Source organism: Moorella thermoacetica, assembly GCF_001267405.1.
GTDB classification, from domain to species: domain Bacteria; phylum Bacillota; class DSM-521; order Neomoorellales; family Neomoorellaceae; genus Neomoorella; species Neomoorella thermoacetica.
This window is the reverse complement of sequence record NZ_CP012369.1, coordinates 189,408-212,337: the sequence shown is the minus strand read 5'-3', so window position 1 is coordinate 212,337 and position 22,930 is coordinate 189,408. Positions and strand designations below refer to the sequence as shown.

22 protein-coding genes and 1 pseudogene are annotated in these 22,930 nt (G+C 59.8%); 10 read left to right on the top strand and 13 right to left on the bottom strand.

The annotated features are described in order from the left end of the window. Positions 1 to 13: 13 nt before the first annotated feature. The 9 genes and pseudogenes from csaB to MOTHE_RS01090 form a co-directional block, all read right to left on the bottom strand. Entirely contained in the window at positions 14 to 1,114 is a 1,101-nt protein-coding gene (csaB, locus tag MOTHE_RS01130) for a polysaccharide pyruvyl transferase CsaB (protein ID WP_011391759.1), read from the bottom strand. Then, positions 1,102 to 3,012 carry a DUF5693 family protein gene (locus MOTHE_RS01125; protein WP_011391758.1) on the bottom strand — a complete coding sequence of 637 codons (1,911 nt, stop codon included), beginning with the start codon at positions 3,010 to 3,012 and terminating at the stop codon, positions 1,102 to 1,104. The genes csaB and MOTHE_RS01125 overlap by 13 nt, the downstream gene beginning before the upstream one ends. A 155-nt stretch (positions 3,013 to 3,167) precedes the next feature. Continuing rightward, positions 3,168 to 4,115: an aminopeptidase gene (locus MOTHE_RS01120; RefSeq protein WP_011391757.1), complete on the bottom strand. Its 948-nt coding sequence runs from the start codon at positions 4,113 to 4,115 to the stop codon at positions 3,168 to 3,170. Positions 4,116 to 4,131: 16 nt separating this feature from the next. Further along, on the bottom strand, positions 4,132 to 4,803 hold the full coding sequence (locus MOTHE_RS01115; RefSeq protein WP_011391756.1) for an AroM family protein: 672 nt from the start codon (positions 4,801 to 4,803) through the stop codon (positions 4,132 to 4,134). Positions 4,804 to 4,867: 64 nt separating this feature from the next. Beyond that, positions 4,868 to 5,805, bottom strand: a pseudogene (locus MOTHE_RS01110) (DUF1177 domain-containing protein). A gap of 49 nt (positions 5,806 to 5,854) precedes the next feature. Continuing rightward, on the bottom strand, positions 5,855 to 6,946 hold the full coding sequence (locus MOTHE_RS01105; RefSeq protein WP_053095198.1) for an S-methyl thiohydantoin desulfurase family protein: 1,092 nt from the start codon (positions 6,944 to 6,946) through the stop codon (positions 5,855 to 5,857). A 41-nt stretch (positions 6,947 to 6,987) separates the two neighbouring features. Next, on the bottom strand, positions 6,988 to 8,601 hold the full coding sequence (locus tag MOTHE_RS01100) for an OPT/YSL family transporter (RefSeq protein ID WP_162490109.1): 1,614 nt from the start codon (positions 8,599 to 8,601) through the stop codon (positions 6,988 to 6,990). After that, positions 8,585 to 9,220, bottom strand: coding sequence for an aspartate/glutamate racemase family protein (locus MOTHE_RS01095; protein ID WP_011391752.1), 636 nt, complete (start codon positions 9,218 to 9,220; stop codon positions 8,585 to 8,587). Before MOTHE_RS01095 ends, MOTHE_RS01100 begins: the two co-directional genes overlap by 17 nt. 127 nt (positions 9,221 to 9,347) lie before the next feature. Further along, entirely contained in the window at positions 9,348 to 11,024 is a 1,677-nt protein-coding gene (locus MOTHE_RS01090) for a PucR family transcriptional regulator (RefSeq protein ID WP_053094562.1), read from the bottom strand. 300 nt (positions 11,025 to 11,324) lie between these two features. Here MOTHE_RS01090 and MOTHE_RS01085 point away from each other — a divergent pair, with 300 nt between their 5' ends. Continuing rightward, positions 11,325 to 11,564 (top strand): FmdB family zinc ribbon protein, encoded by a 240-nt coding sequence (locus MOTHE_RS01085; RefSeq protein ID WP_236683257.1) that lies wholly within the window; start codon positions 11,325 to 11,327, stop codon positions 11,562 to 11,564. Between the two features lie 93 nt (positions 11,565 to 11,657). Beyond that, complete coding sequence (locus tag MOTHE_RS01080) at positions 11,658 to 12,068, top strand: hypothetical protein (protein WP_011391749.1); 411 nt, start codon at positions 11,658 to 11,660, stop codon at positions 12,066 to 12,068. Between the two features lie 109 nt (positions 12,069 to 12,177). On the opposite strand, the gene MOTHE_RS01075 is transcribed toward MOTHE_RS01080, so the two are convergent. Further along, the gene (locus MOTHE_RS01075; protein WP_053094560.1) at positions 12,178 to 12,411 is read right to left on the bottom strand and encodes a hypothetical protein; all 234 of its coding nucleotides are present in this window, start codon (positions 12,409 to 12,411) and stop codon (positions 12,178 to 12,180) included. 167 nt (positions 12,412 to 12,578) lie between these two features. Between MOTHE_RS01075 and MOTHE_RS01070 the strand changes: the two genes are divergently transcribed. The 3 genes from MOTHE_RS01070 (at position 12,579) to ypeB (ending at position 14,981) form a co-directional block, all read left to right on the top strand. Beyond that, positions 12,579 to 12,986, top strand: coding sequence for a hypothetical protein (locus MOTHE_RS01070; protein ID WP_011391747.1), 408 nt, complete (start codon positions 12,579 to 12,581; stop codon positions 12,984 to 12,986). 93 nt (positions 12,987 to 13,079) lie between these two features. Then, entirely contained in the window at positions 13,080 to 13,571 is a 492-nt protein-coding gene (locus MOTHE_RS01065; RefSeq protein ID WP_011391746.1) for a cell wall hydrolase, read from the top strand. 30 nt (positions 13,572 to 13,601) lie between these two features. Further along, on the top strand, positions 13,602 to 14,981 hold the full coding sequence (gene ypeB, locus MOTHE_RS01060; protein WP_011391745.1) for a germination protein YpeB: 1,380 nt from the start codon (positions 13,602 to 13,604) through the stop codon (positions 14,979 to 14,981). 52 nt (positions 14,982 to 15,033) lie between these two features. Here ypeB and MOTHE_RS01055 read toward each other — a convergent pair whose 3' ends face one another. Beyond that, on the bottom strand, positions 15,034 to 16,035 hold the full coding sequence (locus MOTHE_RS01055; protein ID WP_011391744.1) for a chymotrypsin family serine protease: 1,002 nt from the start codon (positions 16,033 to 16,035) through the stop codon (positions 15,034 to 15,036). Positions 16,036 to 16,195: 160 nt separating this feature from the next. On the opposite strand from MOTHE_RS01055, the gene MOTHE_RS01050 reads away from it, so the two are divergent. From MOTHE_RS01050 to MOTHE_RS01030, 5 genes are all read left to right on the top strand, one after another. Then, positions 16,196 to 17,344 carry a cysteine desulfurase family protein gene (locus MOTHE_RS01050; protein ID WP_011391743.1) on the top strand — a complete coding sequence of 383 codons (1,149 nt, stop codon included), beginning with the start codon at positions 16,196 to 16,198 and terminating at the stop codon, positions 17,342 to 17,344. 218 nt (positions 17,345 to 17,562) lie between these two features. Beyond that, positions 17,563 to 18,735: a tRNA uracil 4-sulfurtransferase ThiI gene (thiI, locus tag MOTHE_RS01045; RefSeq protein WP_011391742.1), complete on the top strand. Its 1,173-nt coding sequence runs from the start codon at positions 17,563 to 17,565 to the stop codon at positions 18,733 to 18,735. Positions 18,736 to 18,866: 131 nt separating this feature from the next. Continuing rightward, positions 18,867 to 20,837, top strand: coding sequence for a B12-binding domain-containing radical SAM protein (locus MOTHE_RS01040; protein ID WP_053094559.1), 1,971 nt, complete (start codon positions 18,867 to 18,869; stop codon positions 20,835 to 20,837). A gap of 37 nt (positions 20,838 to 20,874) precedes the next feature. After that, on the top strand, positions 20,875 to 21,123 hold the full coding sequence (locus MOTHE_RS01035; RefSeq protein WP_011391740.1) for an AbrB/MazE/SpoVT family DNA-binding domain-containing protein: 249 nt from the start codon (positions 20,875 to 20,877) through the stop codon (positions 21,121 to 21,123). Between the two features lie 8 nt (positions 21,124 to 21,131). Further along, positions 21,132 to 21,560, top strand: a complete 429-nt coding sequence (locus MOTHE_RS01030; protein WP_053094558.1) for a type II toxin-antitoxin system VapC family toxin — start codon at positions 21,132 to 21,134, stop codon at positions 21,558 to 21,560. 32 nt (positions 21,561 to 21,592) lie between these two features. Here the strand turns inward: MOTHE_RS01030 and MOTHE_RS01025 are convergent, their stop codons facing one another. Then, positions 21,593 to 22,114: a BON domain-containing protein gene (locus tag MOTHE_RS01025; RefSeq protein WP_011391738.1), complete on the bottom strand. Its 522-nt coding sequence runs from the start codon at positions 22,112 to 22,114 to the stop codon at positions 21,593 to 21,595. A 47-nt stretch (positions 22,115 to 22,161) separates the two neighbouring features. Continuing rightward, entirely contained in the window at positions 22,162 to 22,500 is a 339-nt protein-coding gene (locus MOTHE_RS01020) for a P-II family nitrogen regulator (protein WP_011391737.1), read from the bottom strand. Between the last annotated feature and the right edge of the window lie 430 nt (positions 22,501 to 22,930).

The following is a 22,930-nucleotide window of genomic DNA, read 5'->3' as shown; positions in this document are numbered from 1 at the left end:
TCAGGGCCGGTAATCAGCCCCTTGCTCCTTTCCGCAAATACTCTATTACCAGCCGGGCGGTGTCCAGGGCCAGAGGCCGCAGTTCGGCCACCGCGGCCTGTACCCGCCGGGCGTTTTCCTCACGTTCGGCCAGGGCCTGTTTGACGGCTGCTTCCAGGCCGGTATAACTGACACTCGCCAGAAAGCCGGCGACCGGCTGCTCCATCATCCTGGCCAGGGCCGTCACTTTGGGGTCATAGGGCAGGGCCAGGAAAGGAACCCCCATCAAAGAAGCCAGGATCAGGGCGTGGAGACGCATGCCGATCAAAAACTGCAACCGGCCCATCAGGCCCATCAGGGCCGGCAGGTCCAGGTTTTCCCGTAGAACAACTGCCGGACTGTGCATCAGGCGGGCTACCTGGCGGCAGGCGTCGACATCAGCGGGAAAGTGAAAAGGCAAAAATAAAACCTGCCACCCCCCGGCCACGAGCTCGTCAGCTACCCTGGCCAGGGACGGCCAGCACTCCTCATACCCCGGCCAGGAGCGCACTGAAATCCCGATCACCGGCCCGGAAAGCTCCAGTTGCTCCCATTTATCCTGGCCGGGCCGCAGGTCCATATTTTCAGGCTCCAGGCCCAGGACCGGGTCGGCCGTTACATAGACCGGCGGCCGGGTAACCCCCAGCTCTTCCAGCAGCCGCCGTGACTCGCTGTCCCGCAGGGAGATAAGCTGGACGCGGTTTAATACCCGGCCCGTCAGCCAACGGCTCCAGTGGCGTTTCAAAGGGCCCAGTCCCTGGGCATAGACGATTACCGGCTTCCGCAATAACCGGGCCAGCAACACTATACCCAGGTAATAGAGCAGGCTTTTAGGCCCGGTAACATCCTGGAACAAACTACCCCCACCGCTGATAACCAGGTCGGCCCGGCGGATAGCCCCGGCCACCCGGACCGGGTGCCAGCGGTCTACTGCCCGGACCTTTAAACAGGCCGCCGTTTGCTCCGGACGCCGGGAAAGGACAGTGATCTCTATGTCCGGTTCCAGGGAGCGCAAGGCTTTAACGATGCTGTAGAGGACCGCCTCGTCCCCGGCGTTCTGAAAACCGTAATAACCGGAGATTACTACCCTGGCCAAATTCCGTTCCTCCTCCAGAAATGCCCGGCCTGGCGGACTGCCAGAACCAACAGGACGCCGATCAGGAGGCCCAGCCAGAGGCCGTTGAAGGTCCTGAGCAGGGAAATAAGGAAGGGAATATGAAGGTGGCAGTAGGTGTTGACCAGGGATATCTGCCCTACCAGGCCCAGGAGCCACAGGAGCAGGTAACGGTGCTGGTAACCCAGGGTCAGGCTCAAGAGCAGGAAGGGGTAGCCCAGAAGAAACTCCTTGGTCCGCGGCCGGGCCAGCAAAGCATTGCCCAGGAAAGAACGCATCTGCCCTTCAAAGGGCAGGAGCCCCACTCCATCATTACCGCTGCGGCTGATATAAACCAGGCCGGCTGCAGCAACCACCACTGCCAGGATGACGAGTTTGACGGTCAGATCGGCATCAAGCCAACCCCTGAGGATAGTCCCCGTGCGTCGCCCCTCCCGGCGAATAATAACCGCCGCGGCAAAGATAACCAGGGGTACGATAAAAGCGATCTTGACGCCGCTAAATTGATTGATCTTAAGGATGAAGGTATTGTCAGCCAGGATGGCGGCGATGGCCACGGCCCCCAGCAGGGAGATGAGGGCCGTCCGGAGTAAAATGGCCACACTGGTTCGCAAACTACGGGGCTCCGGCGACCAGGCCGTGAGCAGTCCCAGGGTCGGGAAAATAATCGCCGCCCCCAGGGCCATAATCTTCCGGGCCAGCAATACCTGGTAGTTCAAGCCCAGGACTCCCGTCCAGGCCAGGAGTCCCAGGAGACCGAGGACCAGACCCGGACCTTCGAGGCCCAGCTCCGCTAGTAGCAGGACCCCGGCTGCCAGGATCCCCAGGCCGATTAAAAATACCCATAACCGCGAGTAAGGAAAGGCGGCGAAGGGCATGGCCCGGCCGGTGGTCAGGCCGTCGGCCGCCAGCATCTTACTTACTTTGCCCACAAAATTAAGGTTGTCCTCCAGCCAGCTGGCCGAACCCGGGGCAAACCTGAACCGGACAATGAGGAGACGCACGTTCCGCTCCCGGGCCGCCAGCTCAAGGCGTTCCAGGGCTGCTGCCGGAGACATAGTATTCATTTCCTCGGCGCTGATGCTGTGCACCCGGATGGCCCTTTTATCCAGGAGCATGACCAGCTGGTTGATTCCCGTCTGGGGGAAGAACTCCACCAACCCCACGGGTACCTGGAGCTGGTCTACCTGAGCCGCCAGGTTGACCAGATAGCGGGGGTAACCGGGCAGGTCTTTATCGGAAAAAAGCAGGGCGGCAAGATCATCCCTGTAGGCGGCCAGGGGCCGCAGGGTCGCCGCCAGGGTCGCCGGGTTGGCGCCGTACCAGTTCTTTACCTGGGGAACAATCAAGAGACCAAGCTGGCGGGCCATTTCCAGGTCTTTAACCGGGAACCCCAGGCCCAGATTCCCTAATTCCTGGACCGGCAGGGGTACCCCCAGGGCGGTAAAGCCCGGGCCGTCAAGTACCTGAAGCCGGCCCGGGACTTTATTCTCCAGCTGGAGCTCCAGTTGTCCGGCCAGCTCCCGGTCCCGGGTAAAGAGATAGGTATAGTCGTGCCTTACCTGCCCCTGGAGGGCCGCCGGGAAGAAGGCGAGCGCTTCATCCCCGGGTTTAACCCAGATTTCCTGCTGGAGATCGGCAATAGTCGGTTCTTTGAAAAGGACGGCATTTACTCCCTGCTGCTGCAGGCGGATGAGGGTTTCCCTGGTCGTCAAGCCGCTCCACCTGGCCAGCTCTTGCACCTGCTGGAAGTCCACCGCCACAGTTACGGCTTTATTGGCCTCCTCCAGGCGCACCCTGTTGACGACCACCACCCCGGCCGCCAAAGTCGCCAGAATAATCACGGCCCACAGCAACGGCCGGTAACGCCAACGTGACAAAACAAAATCCCTTCTTCCCCTGAAGGTTACAAAAAGGAGATATTCGCCACGCAGCGACTGAATCCTTCTTGGGGCGCCAGGTAACTTATAGTTAATGCAAAACTCCGCCAGGTTATGACCGGCGGAGTTTCACCAACCCTGTACGGCGGTTTCGATTACAGGATTATCTTCCCTCCGGAGAGGACCAGTTCGCCATCCAGGTATAAATCCGGGGCCGTAATCACGCCGTCAATATGCACCCCCGCCCTGGTCTCGCCGCCAAAGGTCGTGTTGTCGCCAAAGGCCAGGTGGACGGTGCCATAGACCTTTTCGTCTTCTAAAATATTGCCCGTAACCCGGGCCTTTTCATTGGTGCCTATACCCAGCTCGGCCAGGTTCCTGGCCGCAGGATCATCGCCGAGTAGCTTGAGGAGCTCTTCCCCTTCCGGTCCCTCGACGGCCGCCAGTCTCCCTCCGCGGATAGTGACCTTAATAGGCCCTCTCAGGCGACCCATACCAGCTACTGAGCCGTCAATAATGGTTTCTCCTTCGGCCCTCCCCTCCAGGGGGGCGATATAGGCCTCACCGGAAGGCAGGTTACCCGCTTCCCCGGGGTGACGGTACAGGCCGGTGCTGGCTACACCCTGGCGCCCGGCCAGAGAAAGGCGCAGCTTAAGGCCGTCTTTTACCAGCAGGGCCGTTTGGGCCGTCGAAAGGCGCCGGGCCAGCTCTGTGCTCAGCCGGGCCACTTCGTCATAATTGGCCGCCACCGCTCCGGCGAAAAACATATCCTCGCTGATGCCGGGCATGGTTGCCACCCGCGCCCCGACCTGGCAGGCCTGAATCCTGGCCCGGGTGTGGGTCAGGGAGTTCCTGGTCGGGCAGATAACCACCCTGGCCTTTTCCATAGCCGCCGCTACCGGCAGGGGGGGTTCGGCCCCTGGCCTGGCGGTAGGCGGCATTTTAATGATCGAGGCCACGGCACCGCTTTCTACGCCGGCCTGAAAGATGGCTTCCCCGATAGCTGCCGTCTCCGTGTCGGTAACAACCAGCAGGGTCTCGCCTTTCTCCAGGGCCATATTCACCCGCAAGAGCTCCCTGGCTACTTCTTTTAGGGTTGGCAAAGCAACCACCTCCCCGTCAGGATACCAGTTCTATAAGGGTACGCGCAGCCACCGCCCGCGGCAGTATAACCGGGATACCGGTGCGCCTGTTGATCTCCCTCTTCATGCTCATATTAAATCCTATACAGTCCAGGACAATTAATTCTGCCTGCCATGCCTGTAACCTGGCCGCCGCCTCCCAGATGGCGTCGACCGGCCCGTAGGGCGAAGCCGCCTCGACAGCCAGGTCGCTGCCGACCCCGGCCCAGCGTTTCCGGGTCTCCTCTACCTGGCCGGCATCGGGGACGATCACTCCCAGCCGCCTCCCGGTCGCCACAGCGGCGGTAAAATGATGCAGGATTAGCTGGGGTTTCAGAATTAACCTCCGGCAAGAAAAGGGCGGGAACTCTCCTGTACACAGGAGCAAAACAGCCTCCGCCCCCGCTGCTACCACCCCGTCGATCCGGGCCTGCATCAGCGGCAGGATCTTCTCCTCGGCAATCCTTACCGAACTGCCGTCCCGCAGCCTGGTAACCAGGACATAATCCCCGGGTCCCGGCGCCAGAGCCGCTATTTCCTCACGGGTCAAACCGTCCAGGGCGCCCGCCTCCAACACTTCTATACTGTCCCCGAGGATCTCCTTTATTTCCGGGACCACGTCAACCCGGGGCGACTGCCCGATGGTTATCGCGCCAACTTTCCTGGTCACTCGGATGTCCTCCCTTCCTTTTTTACCGGTACCGGTACGCGGGGACAGGTGTCCCCGGCAGGGCCTACTGTTCTTTCCCCAGGGTCTGGAGGTGGTTCATGGCGCCGTAAAGGGCCTTTAGGCGCTCAAATTCTTCCCCGTCATAGAAATGGCACTTACCCTGGCCGAAGGCCTTGGCCACTTCGATACAGAAACGCACCACCGCCTCTATATCTACCAGGTGGGTGGCCCCGGTGGCGCATCCCGGCACCGGCACCTCGGCGGTAATGGCTACCCCGACAACCGGCACCGCTGTAGCTACGCACGGCTGCAAAATGCTGTTCAGGTGATAAAGGCCGTTGCCATAGGGGGTAATATCCTGGGTGGTGAGGGGGAAGACCACCGGCAGTTTACCGGTGACAATCTGCATCAGGTCGAGGAGGTCCTCGCTGATCCGCAGGATATACCCCTCCTTAACCGTCGGCGAGATGGCAAAACCGCGATGGTTGATGACCCTGTTACCCTTGGTAGTGTCGACGGAAAGAATGGCGTCCATGGCCGGGTCGACCTCGTTGCGGTTCATTTCGGCGATATCTACCGGTGAATCCATAAAAGGTACCGGATCGTGGGGCCTGGTAGGCGCCTGGGGACAGATATGGGTGGCGATAATGACGTCCCCGGTTAAGGTGTCGCCGTTCTTTTGCATGGCCCCAGTTTCAAAGCCGTGGCTACAGCCGCCAGGGCGCCGTCACCGTCGGAGACAAAGCCGATCCTCTCCGGCCTGGCGCCGATGCCGCCGAGGCGGCCGATAATCCCCAGGGTGGGCGCCTCCCCGCCTCCCATTTTCCCGTTGCTCCCGGGAATCCTGACTTTGATGAAATCGGTGGAACCTTTGGGCCCGGTGATACGCTTGACTTCCACGTCTTCCAGGCCGGCTTCCTTCAGCAACCCGGCCACAGCCCAGCCATCGACACGGGCGCTGTCAAGGAGCTCATAGGCGGTGATAACTTGTTTGAAGGACACTGTCAATACACCCCTCGTCTGGAAATGGAAATAACTCTGGCGAAGATGCCTATGAGAAGATATACTTGATTACTTCTTTGCCGGTGGCCTTTTCGACCACCTGGAAGAGTTCGGGGGCCTTCATGCCCCGCCCCAGGATCAGCCGGTCGCGGTGAACGTGTAGAATGGCTATCTCCTGGCCGGCCTTGATCTCCGCCGAAGATAAGGGCAGGCCGGTGGTCAGGTCCATGGTGGCCAGCAGGTCAGGAAAGGTCCCTTTCCGCACACTGCCGATTTCCAGGGTCATATACTCGTTCCAGAAGGTGAGTTCTGCCAGCCTGTCACCATCCCGGACAACCACCCTGCCGACGTCGAAACCTCCGGTCGTTTCCAGGTCGACGGCGGCTACCCGGCCTGTAAAGGCAATCTCTCCCTGTAAAACCCCGGCCACCCCTTCGATGACCGGCAGGGGCCCCCTGGACCGGTTCTCGATAATGGTCCGGCCCACGGCAATACACCTGCCGATGGCTCCGGGGGCGGCATTCTCCCTGGCATAACCGGCGGTAACCGGGTTCCGGGCCACGGCCACCATGCCGCCGGCCTGCACCGAGGCCTGCCGGACCAGGGCGGCGGCAGTCTCCAGGGACCCGGAGGCGAAAACCTCCACATAGCTATTGGTTTGCGGGTTGCCGCCAACGGCCACCTGCCGGGAAACATAACCGGACAGCCGGTGCAGGCCCATGGAGCCCATGACCCCGGTGGGGTGGGCCCTGCCGTTGCAGGGGGCATCGACAACCGGTATCCCCAGGGCGGCGGCCTGCAGCCAGCCGTTGACAGCAGCCAGGCCGCCGCACTCATTGGTGATTAAGCCCCGGATCTCCTGGCCCGTGTACTTTTGAAATAACTCCACGGTACGGATATAATGCACCGGCTTGACATAGACCGTCCTGGCCGCCGGCGCGCCTACAGCCGAAACGGTAAGGAGGACGGCGTCCTCAGGGAGGGAATCCAGGGTTATCAATTCGGGACTGCCGAGTTCTACCGCCAGGCGGGCGGCCTGGCGCCCCATTTCCATGGAGCCGCCCCCGCCTCCGCCCAGGATGGCCCCTCCCAGGACGGCCGCCTCCACGACCTCATTATCAAGGATTATCCTTGAGCCCATTACCATTTCCCCTTTCACTACCGCCACCTGGCTTTATATACCTAGTTAAAGAAACCGTAGAGGGCATCGCCGGCGATAAAGCCAGCTGCCAGGATGGTCATGGGGGTCTCCGCTTCCCGCCCCTTAAACTTCAAAACCAGGGTGCGGATCAAAATCCCCGCCAGCACGGCATAACCCGCCAGGGGATTGAGGATTAAAAGGCCGGTGGCCAGCATGATGCCCAGCTGTTTTTCAGAACCGCCCAGGGCCTGAATCAGGGCTCCGGGTATGGCCCACAGGACCAGATTTTTGATGATAGCCGCGTCTACCCCCGCTTTGATGGTCGCCGCGTAAACCTTATCCACCGGCGGGAAGAGGCCCTGGCGGAAATAGATACCGTGGGTCAGGGTGACCATGGCCCAGGCCACGACCAGGCCTGAAGCACCTGCCAGGAACTGCTGCCAGCGGCCGTCAAGCTCAAAACCGCGATCCCGGCCTTCACCCCTGAGGATCCAGCCGGCCTTAAAATCATAACCGGCGTCGGCAAAGGCCGGCCCCCCCGAAGCGACAAAGCCCACCAGCAGGGCCAGGGCCGGGGCCGGGAAGCCGAGGGCCATGCCGATGACCAGGAAAATCAGGGCCGTGGCAAAGGCCGGGAACCAGCCGGCGTGCATGGCTGAAAGCCCCACGATAAACTCAGCCAGGATGCAGGAAACGGCGGCGAAAACGGCCCAGAACAGCAACTGCCACGCCGGCATGCTGGTGTAGAGGCCGCCCAGCATGGCCAGGACCAGGGCTGCGACGATATAGAGGCCAAAACCCCGGGCCAGGCCTTTAGCGACCTGTTTTTCACTCCGCGTATAGTTAGCGGCCGCAGGGGCATCCCCGGAAGCCGTCGTTTCTTTCCTTCCCTTTAGAAGAATGAGCAATATCTGGATTCCGGCCACCAGACCGGCTCCAATCATCATCCCGTGGGGGATATAGAGTTTATCAATATCAAAGCCAAAGAGTTTTACAGAATAACCCCTCAGCAGCAGCCCAAGGCCAAACATGGTCAAAGCCCAGACATTGCCGATAAAGGCCACCCCGAAGGCGGACATGGAAACCTTGAAGTAAGAACCAATGATCCCGATAATGGTGCCCCAGACGAGTAACCAGGCCCTCTTGCCGCCTTCATCACCGGCATAGATGGCTTCGGCTGCCGCCACACCCGGCGGCCAGGCGGCCTGGCCGGGGAAAATCCGGGAATCGAAGAACCAGTACAGCATGGCCCAGTCAATGAACATGCCCATGGTCGCTCCTATGAGCATGGGCACAACCAGGTCGGGACGGCCGAAGAGGTAGGGAATGCCGATAGGCAGCAGCAGGGAGTTGGCTGCCCCGAAGGTGGCGCCGGAAATGGTCGACTGGACCAGGTTCTGGCGGTGAATGGAACGGTATTTGGCCATCCACCCTCCCGGGATGCGCGACAGGGCGAGGGCTACCAGTACCCCAATGATGGCCGTGTTGGGTGTGACCCCCAGGGTAGTAAGGATCTGCAGACCGATAATCGACCCCAATACCGAGAGAATAATATTGAGGATGAGGACGGCTGGTTCAAATGCCCTGGGGTGCTTTTCCACTGTAGCTTTCCCTTCGATCAAATTACTCCTTCTCCTTTCAGCGCGGCAGGACATACGAGGCGATGAGTCCACCGGCCTCCACCGCATCGATGACCCTTACCCCTAAATGCTTTTTTATGTCTCCTGCCAGGCCAATGGTTGAATAACCTGTACAAGCAAAAACGATGACGTCGGCTCCTTTTTCGACCAGCAACCCGGCGGCCTTGAGGGCCTGCTTTTTGCCCTCGGGTGTCATCAGGTCCCGGGTGTTGGTAACCCCCTCGGGCCTGGCCTGGGCAACCATACGCCGGCCCAGGACCGCGGCCACGGCTGCCGGGGTAGATTCCATGAGGTTTAAAACCCCTATCCTTTCCCCTGCGGCCAGGGCTACGGCCGCTGCCGCCGACCCGGCGCCGATAACGGGTACTTTACAGGTTGCCCGCACCTCGGCCAGGGCCGGATCCGCGGCACAGCTGATAAAGATCGCCCCGGCTCCTTCCTCCTCGACCCGGCGGGCCAGCTGCACAATTTTGGGTACAGCCACCCTTTCAGTCTCGTCGTCATAAATGCCCCGGGGCTGATCCGGGATGCAATAGCTGCGGGTAGGTATCCCGTAGCGCTCGCTGATCAGGCGGCCGTGGGCATTTAGCAGGTCTTCGTCGTCAGTAGTCAGGACTCTAATAACCGCCAGCATACCTGATCCTCCTTTACAAATATCGACAAATTAATACCTAGAGCAGGATTATATAAAAAAAGCCGCCTGGCATCCATGGCCGAACGGCATAAAAATAGCGGGGCTTGTTTTGTGCAACTCGCACAGCTCACTGTTCCGACCTGATGAGGCCCCGGGCTTTGAGGGCCAGCCAGAGGGCCAGCCGTTCATCCGGCGAATCCAGGTCCCGCCCCAGGAGCTCCTCAATCCGCTGTAAACGGTAGCGCATGGTGTTGCGGTGGATATAGAGTTTCGCGGCGGAAGCCATTACATTCCCCTGGCACTCCAGATAGACCCGCAGGGTTTCCAGGAGTTCTTCCCGGTTTTTCACTTCCGGCCGGTCCAGTTCCCCCAGAACCGAACGGTAAAACCTCTCCAGGGTCTCACCCGATTGTCCCAGGACATGATATAACTCCACATCCTCCCAGAAGGCGACGGTGCCTTTCCCATTGAGACGCCGGGCCAGCCTGATGGCCGTCCTCGCTTCCTGGTAGCGCTCGCTAATCTCCATAGGATCCGCGGCTATGGAGCTTATCCCAATGGTAACGGTCACGCCATCCAGTTCCCGGGCGATTTTAAGCTGGATAGAAGCGGCCAGTTCCTGCAGCATACCGCGCAATACCCGCCAGTCTTCCGCCCCCCGGATCTCCCTGCCGTTTGCCGGCAAAATGCCGACAACACTGTCACTGCGCTGCACGGTCAGCACCCGCCGGTCAAAGGCCATGAAGCAGGAGTTTACCGCCCGGTGGAAGCGGCGCTTTAACACGCCGGCATTGGCCTCCTGGGCACCGGGCTGGTGCAGGAGGTAACCGGTGAAATCATCTATATCAATGGCCATAATGACCTTGGGTTCCTCGAGGAGAATCCCCAGGGCCTCGGCCCTGCTGATGGCGAGTTCACGGTGGCGCAGGGCTCCGGCTATCAGGTCCTCCAGTAAATCCCGCTGCAGGCTCCTCCGGGCCTCGACAACGGCTTCTTCCTTGACCATCTGCAATGCCGTCACTGTGACGGCGTGTTCCAGGGCGATCTGATTGAGTTCACTCAGGGGCGTCTGCCCATCCACCAGTATATAGCCATAGCGGTGCTCCCTGACATCAATGGGGGCGACAAAATACCGCCTCCGGACATTCCTGGACCAGAGGGTTATCTCCACAGCTTTCTGGGCTGAATGTAACCTCTTGATTTCCTCCGGTGGCAATTGCAGGGACCCGCCCGCAGACCCCTTACCTGACACTGCCCCTGACACTGCCAGGGGCTGCAATTCCTCGTCGCAAATAACCACCTCCCGCTCCACCAGGGTCGCCAGGGCCGCAGCCACCGCCTGGATGTTGCTCGCCTCCAGGGCCACCCTGGTGAGCTCACGGTGGACCCTTTCCGAATACTCCAGTTGCCGCGCCTGTTCATTGACAATGGCCGCCATGAGGGGGTTGGTAATCTCGACGTAGGGAATATCATCGGGAACATCCAGGAGGGGTATCTTTAATTCATCCGCCAGGCGCCGCATCTCCTCCGGTACCGAGCCGATAAAACGGCCGAACTTTACAGCCAGGCCGGCCCCATTTGTCCTGGCCAGCTCCAGCAGTAGATTCGCCTGCGCCCGGGGATCGTTCCTGATAGCATAACTAGTTGTAATGATAAGCTCGTTGGCCCTGAACCACCCGCGGGGATCGGGTATCTCCAGGATGTCCACATATTTTATAATTCTTTCCAGCCCGGCCTCGCCGGCCACTACTTTAGCCCGGCGCAGGCCGCCCAGCTTCAAGGCTTCCCTTACCGTTATGCCCATAAAACCTCACTTTAAGCTTCCTGGGGGCTGAAGGGTACAGCCTCCGGCCCCCGGTGGTTTTTGGCTTGCAAACTATGTGCTCAATTGCTAAAGCGGCGGCTCGGCTTTATTTAAGCTCAAATTGCATTGTTCGCTGGCGGGGGCGCAAGCCCCCATGGAATCCTCTTTCATCATAACATACCCGATCAAACACCGTTCAACAACAGGGGTGCTGCCCGGACAGCGGCCCGGTCTTGACAAATTAAGGTTCCTGGCGTATAACCAATGCTGGAACTAAATCGACCAGCGGAGGTGGTAGCCATGCCAGTATACGAGTATAGATGTGCCAAATGCGGGGTATTTGAAAAAGAACAGAGGATAACCGCCCCGCCGCTAATGGAATGCCCCACCTGCGGGGGTCCGGTGCACCGGATAATCAGCCGCAACATAGGTGTTATCTATAAGGCCGGCGGTTTCTACACCACCGAAAACCGCAGCCAGGAATATAAAAACAAAGCCAAAGAAGAGAGCAAAACCTCTGAAGTAAGCAAAGCCAGTTAAAAGATGGCCGGTCCCTGGAAAAAGGGCCGGCCATCAATTTTTTTGCAACCTCACCCTCCATGGCATATACTGGCAGCAAAGGAGGTGTCTCCCTTGCTGTCCGATTGCCACTTGAACACCGACGAAGTTGAACTCCACATCGATAATGCCGTCATCCGGGTTATTCGCCGCCTGACTTACGACCTGCCCCACGAAGTCTCAGCCTTTATCCCCAGGGCCGAAATCCGCCGCCGGCGATACGAAAACGGCCGGCTGGCCTGGGAAGAAGAGGTAATCTTAAATAGCCTGACCGTCGTCCACTCCCCCCAGCGCCCTCCCACCGGAGAAAGGCCCCCGGCCGCCGGGCCTGGCTCTGGAACAATCCCTGCCGGCCCGGCCGGGAAATCCGAGGGTTGCGGTTCGGTACCAGGAATCGTCCCTCCGCCAGCCGCCCCGGCGGCCACCCACCCTGCCGGCCGGGTTGCCGGCTCCAGGCCGGCCCGCCTTCGTTTGCACTATTCTTAGGTTTACTACCTGGAGAGGTGCCGGGCCCGGGGAAACTGCCGGTGGACAGCAGCAGTAAAATGAGGATTAAAAAAAGAGAGAAAGGGTCCCGCCCTCTCTGGCCATCCTTTCATTTATCATTTTTCCTGAACTCTTTCTTCTGTAACCCGGACACCTGGATTGTTTGTTTATATTCCACCCGCAAATTCCGCAATTTCTCCTGAACCCGCCGCGCCTCCTCGCTGGCAAGGACCTCCAGGAGGGTTTCCGCCAACTCAGTACACTGTAAAGCCCGGCTGCTCATATAGGGCTTCAGGCTCTGGATAACGGCCAAGAGATTGGGATCGACGATATGGTCGCCCACCTGTGTACCCCCCTATCTTTGAAGTTAGTAAAGCAAATAAAATCCTCCTTAGTTAAAAATATGCAGGTGAAAAGGGGTTGGTGCAGCACTTGCATCCCCCGCCGGTCGCATATATTTAAATCAAGAGGCCAAACGCCTGCAATTTTTGCCAAAGAGGGGTGGCGGGATTGGAAAAAACCGATCTGGTCGAGATGTTGATGCAACTGCTGGGACCCCAGCAACAACAAACCTTAAGCTTCAATGAGCTGGCCGGGCTGGTGGGTCTGATCGATCTCCTGGGAATATTGAACCTCCTCAACGGCAACGTCAGCGTCCCGGCACGGGCCGGCAACGCCATCCAGGAGGCTCTAAACGCCGTTCTGGGGCAGGCTGGGTCCGGAAACCTCAAACCGCCAGGCGAACTGGCCGGTCTCCTGGGCAAAAACCCCGCCCTGTTAACGAGCCTGATGAATCTCCTTATGAGCGCCAGAGAGAGCAAGGCTGCCCGGGAAAAGGAGGCCGGGGAAGAAAACACCCCCACGGAGGAAGAACAGCCGCAGTATCATAGCCGCAGTAGCCGGTTTCGCAATAGCTAGCGAGCGCCCCCGGGCGCTCTTTTTTTGTATAAGGTTACGGTTGCCTATCCACACTAAGGCTGAAAAATAAATGAAGGAGGAAAGGACCAGACCATGCTTCCTCGTCGCCTGCGCTTACTATTGCCGGTCCTCCTGGCAGCCACCCTGCTCAGTGCCGCCCTGTGGCAGTATCACCACCAGGGACAGGCCCCCGGCGCCATCCCCACCCAGGCCGGGACGCCGGTGGGCACCAGTGATGAAATGAATCTCCTGGCCAGGTTGATTGCCGCCGAGGCCGGTGACGAACCCTACGAGGGCCAGGTGGCCGTGGGTGCCGTCGTCCTCAACCGGGTCCGCAGCCCCCTCTTCCCTTCCACCATCAGCGGCGTCATCTTTGAACCCTGGGCCTTTGAGAGCGTAAGCAACGGCCGTATCTGGCAGGTCACGGACCTGGCATCCCCCAGCCGGGCGGCGGCCGACGCCCTGAACGGCTGGGACCCCACCTACGGGGCTCTGTTCTTCTGGAACCCGGCTAAGGAAGTCAGCCCCTGGATCTGGACCAGGAGCATTCTCACCCAGATCGGCCGCCATGTCTTCGCCCGTTAAGCAAATCCCAAAAAAGGAAGGTGTTGGAACTTGACACGCAAGCTTTCAACCATTCTCCTTTCCCTGGCCCTCCTGCTGGCTATCGGCTGGGGACTGTGGGAGAGGGCCAACCGGCTAACCCTGGCCAACGCCGTCGAGGCCGGCGGCCAACGTGATTTTTATAATCTCCTGAACTATGTCGAGCAGGCCCAGGTAAGTATGGGCAAAACCCTGGCCAGCAGTTCCCCCCGTCAACAGGCCGTCCACCTGACGGAAGCCTGGAACCAGGCGGCTGCGGCGCAACACTCCCTGACCCAGCTCCCCACCCCCGGTTTTAAACCGGTGAATACCAGCAAATTTCTGTCCCAGACCAGCGATTACAGTAACTACCTGGCGCAAAAACTGGCCCGGGGCGAAGAAATGACCCCCCAGGAAAGGCAGCAACTGGCCAGCCTGCGGGAAGAAATGGGGCGTCTGGCCGCCGATTTGCACCAGACAGAAGGCCAGGTGGCCGGCAAGACTTTGCGCTGGAGCAGCTTTTACGGCTTCAAGATGCCGTCCCTGCCGCGGACCATAGCCGGCCGGGCCCTTCCGGTCGAGGCGCGACCCGGCCCCCTGGATGGTTTCGTCAATACCGACCGGCGCCTGCAGACCCTCCCCAGCCTGAACTATGACGGCCCCTTTTCCGATCACCTGGAGAAACAGCGACCCCTGGGGTTGGGTGGTGGCGAGGTAACCCAGGCCGAGGCTGAACGACGGGCGATGAACTTCAGCAACGCCGCCAGTAACAGCAATTACCGGGTCCAGGCCACTCGCACCAGCAACGGCCGCATCCCCACCTTTTCCCTCCGGCTGCTGGATAGCAGGCGGCCCAATGTGACGACCCATATAGACGTCAGCAAGCAGGGCGGCCAGATCGTCTCCCTGTTAAACACCCGTCCTGTAGGAGCTCCTACCCTGGACGCCGCCGCGGCCCTGGAAAAGGCCAGGGCTTTTCTCCAGGCCCAGGGCTTCACCGGGATGCAGCCGACCTACACGGTACGCACCGATAACAACCAGGTCATCACCTTTGCCGCCAAGGAAGGGGATGTCATCCTCTACCCGGATCAGGTGAAGGTGAAGGTCGCCCTGGACAACGGCGAAATAACCGGCTGGGACGCCACACCCTATTATATGTCCCACCACAAACGGGATCTGCCCCGGCCGAAGCTGACACCAGAGCAGGCCCGGGCCAAAATAAACCCCGGGATCAAGGTAGAAGGCGTCAGGCTGGCCCTCATACCCTTGCCCGGGGGGCAGGAGAAGTTGACCTACGAGGTTAAAACCAAAATGGACAACACTTATTACCTCAACTATATTAATGCCTTGACCGGTGAGGAAGAAAAGGTCTTGCAGATAATCGACGTACCCGGCGGCCAGCTCACCATGTAGACGCCACCCCGCATCCTCCGGCCGGCCCGCCGTACCTGCCACCGGCCACCAGCTAGAACTCCACATCCAGCTTATCCAGGACGTTCTGGATATAGTTGCCGACGGTAGTCTGATCGGAACCCGCAAAGAGAAGGCCGACGGCGTAATTCTCCTTATCCAGGATAAGGGAGCCGCTGTCTCCCGGCTGGGCGATGGGCCCGGTAACAAACTGGTCGCTGAAGAGACCGGTCAGACCCTCATCTAAAACCACCTTGACAGTAGCCTGGAGAACTTTGATGGTAGAGCGGGTGACGCCACTGGAGCGCCCGCTCTTTACTATTTCCATACCCAGCTGGGGCTCCCGCACCCCCCGCACCGGCCCCAGCTCCAGGATCTCCGGCGTAATGGCGTCCTTCTTCACCGGCCTGGCCACAGCGCAGTCGACGATGTTGGCGGCGGCCGTTATTTTCTGCATCCGCACCTGATAGTAGGGCCGGACGAGGTGAACCAGCCGGTTGAGGGCGCGCTCGAAGCGCAGGGCCTTGCCGCAGGTTACCTCCTGGACGACCGGGTTGATGGGGACAAAGCGTTCCAGGTAGCCGATTACCTGCTCATTGGTGCCACCGTCATAAGGACCGGGCTGAAGGATGGGATCGCCGACGCTGGCCCTACCGTCGCTGCCGTTACTGATGTTGGCCAGGACATGGTTGTTGGAAAGGATGAGGGGTTCTCCCGTCTGCCGGTCTTTCACCACCGCCCCGAAGGTACCGGCCGTAATCTTATAGTGACCGATACTCATCCCCGGCTGGGCCGGCCGCCGGTAATCGGTGCGGGCCAGGAGGCGTAGTTCCCCCACCTCCAGGACGTCGGTTTCCGCCTCATCTAAAACCTGGGGCACCCTGGCCCCTCGCTCTAATCTGCTGGCAGGCAGTTTCTTCTCCACCAGGATTATTAATGCCGGCTTTTTGGTCGTTTGCCCGCGCACGCTCTTAAAACCCTTGCCCACCCCGACGACGTTGGGCAGGCTCAGAAGGTCTAATTGATGCCTGGATAAAGCCTTTTCCACCCTTTGCATAGGCGCCACTCCCCGCAGGTGACGATTGTACTTTACAATATGCTGGCGTAATGGGAGTGGTGCAAAGGGCCTTTAAGGTAGTGCCTTTTGTTGTATAATACTAGCAGAGATCCCGCCGCGCCGGTATCAATATTGATATACCCCCTGGGAGGTATTGGTTTTGGCCATTATTTACCTCGATAACAGCGCCACCACAGCGGCTTTACCCGAAGTAGCAATCGCCGTGAAGGAAATGCTGACGGAAAACTACGGCAACCCCTCTTCCCTCCACGGCCTGGGGATAAAGGCGGAAAAGGCCCTGGGCGAAGCCCGGCGCCAGGTGGCCGGCCTCATCGGCGCCCGGCCCACGGAGATCTACTTCACCTCCGGCGGCACCGAGGCCAACAACTGGGCCCTGCTGGGGATAGCCCGGGCACGGCGGCGCCAGGGCAGGCACCTGATCACCACGGCCATCGAACACCCCTCCATCCTGGCCACCTGTCGGCGGCTGGAGGCCGACGGCTTTGAAGTAACCTACCTGCCGGCAGACGCCCGGGGGGTCATCCGCCTGGCCGACCTGGAAGCGGCCCTGCGGGAGGACACCATCCTGGTGAGCGTCATGAGCGTTAACAACGAGGTGGGTTCCCGGCAACCTGTAGCTGACATCGCCCGCCTGGTCCACAGCCGCAGCCGGGCCGTCCTGCACGTCGATCACATCCAGGGCTACGGCAAGATACCCTTGAACTGCCATGAAGCCGGCATCGACCTGATGTCCTTAAGCGGCCATAAAATTCACGGGCCCAAGGGCGTGGGCGCCCTGTACATAAAGGAAGGTTTGCGGCTGGAGCCCCTGCTGACCGGCGGCGGTCAGGAGGCCGGCCAGCGCTCTGGTACCGAGAACACTGCCGGCATCGCCGGTTTCGGCGTCGCCGCCCAACTGGCCGCAGCCGACTTTGCCCGGCGGACTGCCAGGATGCAGGAGATAAAGCTCGAACTCGCCCGGCGGCTGGTGGCCGAGATCCCCGGCGCCGTCATCAACGGCCCGCCCCCCGAGGAAGGCGCCCCTAACATCATAAACGTCTCCTTCCCGGGGGTGCGGGCCGAGGTCCTGGTCCACATGCTGGAGCAGCGGGGCATCTACGTCTCCACCGGCTCGGCCTGCCACTCCCGCAGGGAGAGCGCCAGCCACGTCCTCCAGGCCCTGCACCTGGAACGCTGGCGCCAGGACGGCGCCATCCGCATCAGCCTGGGGGCCTTGAACCGGCTGGAAGAGGTGGAACCTACCGTGGAGGCCTTTAAGGAATGCGTGCAAGAATTGTGGTCGTTATAGACAGGGCTGGCGGGTACAGCAGAGCAAACTCGAGCAGAGCCGAAGGCCTCGGCGGGCCCCTGATGGCGACACGCGCCGCAACGAAGCATGAAAATAGCATATGGGGCAGGGAAGGTGCTGGCGGCTACAGGCGGAGCCTGAAGCCTGTATCGCCAGCATCGTAGCAGAGTAACGCCATTAGCAGCCACTTCTGGAAAACCTATTTTTGGAGGTTTGACATGTATACATCCCTACTGGTCCGTTACGGCGAGATCAGCCTCAAGGGCAACAACCGCCCATACTTTGAAGATAAACTCCTGGCCAACATGCGCCGGGCCCTGGCCGGCCTGCCGCCCCGCAGAATGCGCAAGACCTTCGGCCGCGTCTTCGTGGAGCTCCATGACGACCTGGAAGCCGTAGCCCGGCGTTTGCAGCGCGTCTTTGGCATCGTCTCCATGAGCCCGGTAGCCACAGCTCCCCTGGAGCTGGAAGCCATCAAAAAAGCCGCCCTGGCCGTCTTAAAGGATTCCCCCGGCAGCACCTTTAAAGTCCAGGCCCAGCGGCCCAATAAACGCTTTCCCCTCACCTCACCTGAAGTCAACCAGGAACTGGGGGCCTACCTCCTCACCCACAGCCAGGGCCAACGGGTAGACGTTCACCATCCCGACCGGGTTATCCATGTGGAAATCCGCGACGAAGGGGCCTATATCTACTCCCGCATCATCCCCGGACCCGGCGGCCTGCCCGTAGGGGTCACCGGCCGGGGGCTGCTCCTGATCTCCGGCGGCATCGACAGCCCGGTGGCCGGCTATATGGGCATGAAACGGGGCCTGGAACTCACGGCCCTCCATTTTCACAGCTTCCCTTTTACCAGCGAGCGCTCCAAGGAAAAGGTCATCGACCTCTGCCGGGTCCTGGCAGGCTACAGCGGACCTTTGCGCCTGGTGGTGGCCCCCTTTACCAATATCCAGAAGGCCATCCGCCAGAACTGCCCCCAGGAGTTTTACGTCACCATCATGCGGCGGATGATGTTCCGCATCGCCAGGGCGGTGGCTGCCAAAGAGGAGGCCCCGGCCATCCTCACGGGGGAGAGCCTGGGCCAGGTGGCCAGCCAGACCCTCCAGAGCATGGCGGTAATCAACAAGGTGGTCGACCTGCCGGTCTTAAGGCCCCTGGTGGCCTGGGACAAGAGCGAGATTATCGAGGTGGCCCGCCGCATCGGCACCTACGACATCTCCATCCGGCCCTACGAGGACTGCTGCACCCTCTTTGTCCCCAAACACCCGGCCACCAAACCGCCCCTGGCCCGGGTGGAAGCGGCCGAAAAGAATCTGGCCGTGGTGGAACTCGTCGCGGAGTGCCTGGAAAATCTAGAAATCCTGACGGTGGAGCCCGAAGCTGACGTAGTGTAAGCTGTGGGATCCTCCGAACCAAGTCGCCCTTCGCCTGTACCCGCCAGTCACTTGCCCAACTTGCATTTTCGTGGTTCGCTGGCGGTGGCGTCAGCCCCCATGAAAGCTCTAAAGAAAGGGACGGTCGACCCTTGCGCATCCTGTTAACCACCCTCAACGCCAAATACATCCACGTCAACCTGGCGCTGCGCTACCTGCGGGCCTGCTGCCGCGACCTGCCCCACACCTTTATCCTGGATGAGTTCACCATCAACGACCACCCGGAGCATATCGCCGCCGCCATCTACCGGCACCGGCCCGACCTGGTGGCCTTCTCCTGCTATATCTGGAACATTGAGCCCACCCTGGCCGTAGCGGCGATTCTTAAGAAAGTACGGCCGGAACTCACCATCCTCTGCGGCGGCCCGGAGGTCTCTTTCGATACGGCCGCTTTTCTAGCGCAAAACCCCCAGATCGACCTGGTAATCACCGGTGAAGGGGAAATCCCCTTCCGTGCCCTCCTGGAACAACTGGCCGGGCAGCAGCGCCCCCCGGCAGGGAACCGGGAGGAACCCCTTACCGCCTCCATGTACCGGCCGGCCGGGGGGAGGCCTGCCCCGGGGCCTGTGCCCGACCCGGCGGCCATCCCCGGCCTGGCCTGGCGGCGGGGCGCAGAGACGATCGTCAACCCGCCGGCGCCGCCTCTCCGCGACCTGGACACTATACCCTTCCCCTACCAGGAAGACCTGGACGCCGCCGGCAACGAACTCAGCCAGCGCACGGTATACTACGAAACCTCCCGCGGCTGCCCCTTCGCCTGCGGTTTCTGCCTCTCATCCACCACGGAGGGCCTGCGCTACTTCTCCCTGGAGCGTGTCCGGGACGACCTGGAACGCCTGCTCAAGGCCGGCGTCCGGGAGATCAAGTTCGTCGACCGCACCTTTAACGCCCATAAAAAAAGGGCCCTGGCCATCTGGGAGTTCCTCCTTTCCCGCAGGCCCCGCGCCCGTTGTTACTTTGAAATCGCCGGCGACCGCCTGGACGAAGAGATGCTGGCCCATCTCAACCGGGTGCCGCCGGATCTGTTCCAGTTCGAAATCGGCGTCCAGACCATCGATGCCGGGGTGAACGCCCGCTGCAATCGCCGCCAGGACTGGGCCCGCCTGGCTGCCAACACCCGCCGCCTGCGGGAGATGGGCAGCATCCGCCTGCACCTGGACCTCATCGCCGGCCTGCCCGGGGAGACTTACGCAGGAGTCGGCGAAAGCTTCGACGCCGTAGTGGCCCTGAAACCCCACGAGATCCAGCTCGGTTTTCTGAAACTCCTGAAAGGCACGACCCTGCGCGCCCGGGCCGATGAGTTCGGCTACCTCTTCCTCGACCGGCCGCCCTACCAGGTCCTGGCCAGCAGCGCCATCACCTACGAGGAGATGCTGCGCCTCCACGCCATTGAAGGCCTCCTTAAGTATTACGGCAACAGCCACCTGGCCGACCACGCTTTTGCCTACCTGGCCGCCACCGCCTTTGACGGCAGCTACTTCGCCATCTACGAGGCCCTGGCCGCCTGGTGGGAGGCCCGGGGCCTCCTGCGCCGGGGCCACAGCCAGCAGGATCTCTTCAACCACCTGGCCTCCTTCGCCATCCACCTGGCCCGGGGGATCGCCACAAGGGTTACCGTACCGCCCTTACCTGGCTATCATGATAGCATTCTTGAGATAAACAGCCACGGCGATACCCCCGCCTCCGGAGCAGAACACTCGGGGTGCGCCCGCAACCTGACGCCGGCCCAGCTGGACCGCTTCTACCAGCTCCTTAAATTCGACTGCCTCTGCCGCGACCGCAGCCGCAATTTCCCGGGCTGGATGCCGCCCTCGCCCTTGACGGAGGAGGAGCGTTCAAACTGGATGGCGCGGATAACCACTCCCCGCTCCATGGAAAAATATATGCCGGGGCTGGTGAAAGAATCCCCGGCAAATTTACGCCGCCACGGCTTTATCGAACTCTTCCCCTGCCACCCGGAAAGGCCGGAAGAAGACAACCCTACCATAGTCTTCTTTTACTACGGTCCCCCTGGAAGTGAGACAAGGGTATATTATTTACAGGCGCCCCCCTTAGTAGTATAATTAATTTTAGTAAGACGGGCAACGGGGGGTAAGAACAGTGTATAAAATAACCGTTTCCCAAAAGGGACAAATCGTTATTCCCCTGGAGATACGTAAAAACTATGGTTTAAAAAAAGGGGATCAGCTTGCAGTAGAAGATAATAACGGTATTATAACCCTACGACCGCTTCCCAGACATCCCTTTCTCGCGCTCCGCGGTAAATATAAAAGCAGCAGTCCTAAAGATAAGCTTACTACAGTCTTGATAAAAGAAAGAACTGCTGAGCGCTTCCGGGAAAAAGGATGAATAGCTACATGGAAGCAGGAAAATTTGTTCTTGACACATACGCCCTCCTGGCTTTGCTGGAAGAGGAACCAGGCGCCCAGATAATAGCAGATATTATAAGTGATGATAATAATATGAGCTTCTTAAGCCTTATCAATCTGGGCGAGGCCTACTATATGCTCCTGAGGAAAAAAGGCGAAAAGGCTGCCGCTGAATTGGTCGAAACCATTTTTGCCGATGAAGGTATAACTCTAATTGAATGTCCCTGGACGAGGATTAAAGAGGCGGCACGGATAAAAGCCGGCGGGGGATTATCCTATGCTGATTCTTTCGTTGTTTCCCTGGCTCAAGAGCTACAGGCACCGATTATTACTGGTGATCCGGAAATCCGCAAGTTGGCACCAAAACTTGGTTTCGAGGTAATCTGGATAGGCAATGCTACCCCGCTAAATCTATAGCCGCCGAAAAGCCGGCGGCTATACGCTAAAGTTCATCCTTCCCTATCGTTGTTCACCTGGCTGTGGAAAATATCCTTAAGGCTCATTTCCTCTTCCCCTACCTTAACCTGGCTCACCACCCGGGTCACGCCCCGGGCTTTAGCTGCCGCCTCCCGGGCCGCTTCCACTTCGGCCGGGTCTTCCGTCCGGCCTTTCAAAACCACCGTACCGTGGCCGTCAACGCTTTCGGCGCCAATATGTCGCAGGTCAACGCGCGGATCTAAGTCCAGTTCTTCATGGACTTCCAGGGTTACGTCCTCATCCCTGATGGTCCCGTCGGTGCTGATAGCCACGGCATTGGCTACGCCTTTTACCCCCGGAACCTGCCGCACCAGCCTTTCGGCCCGCTCCTTCTCCTTCAGGGTATCGACGATCCCTTGGAGCTGGACCTCACCCGCCGCCACGTCGGCGTTAAGGCCGTAACCGCGCAGGTCCTTGTCCTCGCGTAAGGCTTGCTGCACCTTTTCCCGTAAAGAAACATCGTCCATCATGCCCACTCCCTTGCTGTCAATCAAATCTAGTATACCCCGGCAACAGCAAGTTCATGGGCGCGGGGCGGCATTTAAATCGCTTCTGCACCCCGCTCACCGGTGCGGATTCTGATGGCATCTTGTACGGGGCAGATAAAAATTTTGCCGTCGCCGATGTTGCCGGTACGGGCCTCGCGGGCGATAATAGCCACCACATCGTCAACGTATCTATCTTCCAGGACTATCTCTACCTTGACCTTGGGCAAGAGGGCGATGGTATAAGCCGTGCCCCGGTAGACCTCGGTTTTGCCCTTCTGCTGGCCGCAGCCCAGGGTGTGGGTTACAGTCATGCCGTGGACGCCGTAGCGACCCAGGGCTTCCTTGACGGCCTCGAATTTTTCCGGCCGGATGATGGCCTCGATTTTATACACCAGTCCAACCCCCGTTCCATTTTAAAGCCATAATTTAAACGCTACCGCCGCTGCCGGCTGCGGTGACCAATTTGAATATATTTTAGCCTGTAACAGCGGGTGTAGTCAAAATTTTTTAGCTGTCAAGGGACAGTGAAAATAACACCCCAAAATGGCCTCAACGGGACCGAGAAAATGTCGTCCGCTTACAGGGTGACAATATCACAGTCCGGTGACAATCAAAAATTTTTAGCTTGACGCGGCAAGGATCCTAAGGTAGAATGATGTTAACAATTTATTTTATTTGATCCCTAGTTACAACGGTGTAACCAGGGGGTCGCCAAAGAAGGCACAGGAGATAACCCGTCTCCTGTGCCTTTTTTATTACAGACTGAAGGAGGGCAATGGTTTGAAGCAAAGGAATGTCAGCGACGTAAGGGGCAGGTCAAAC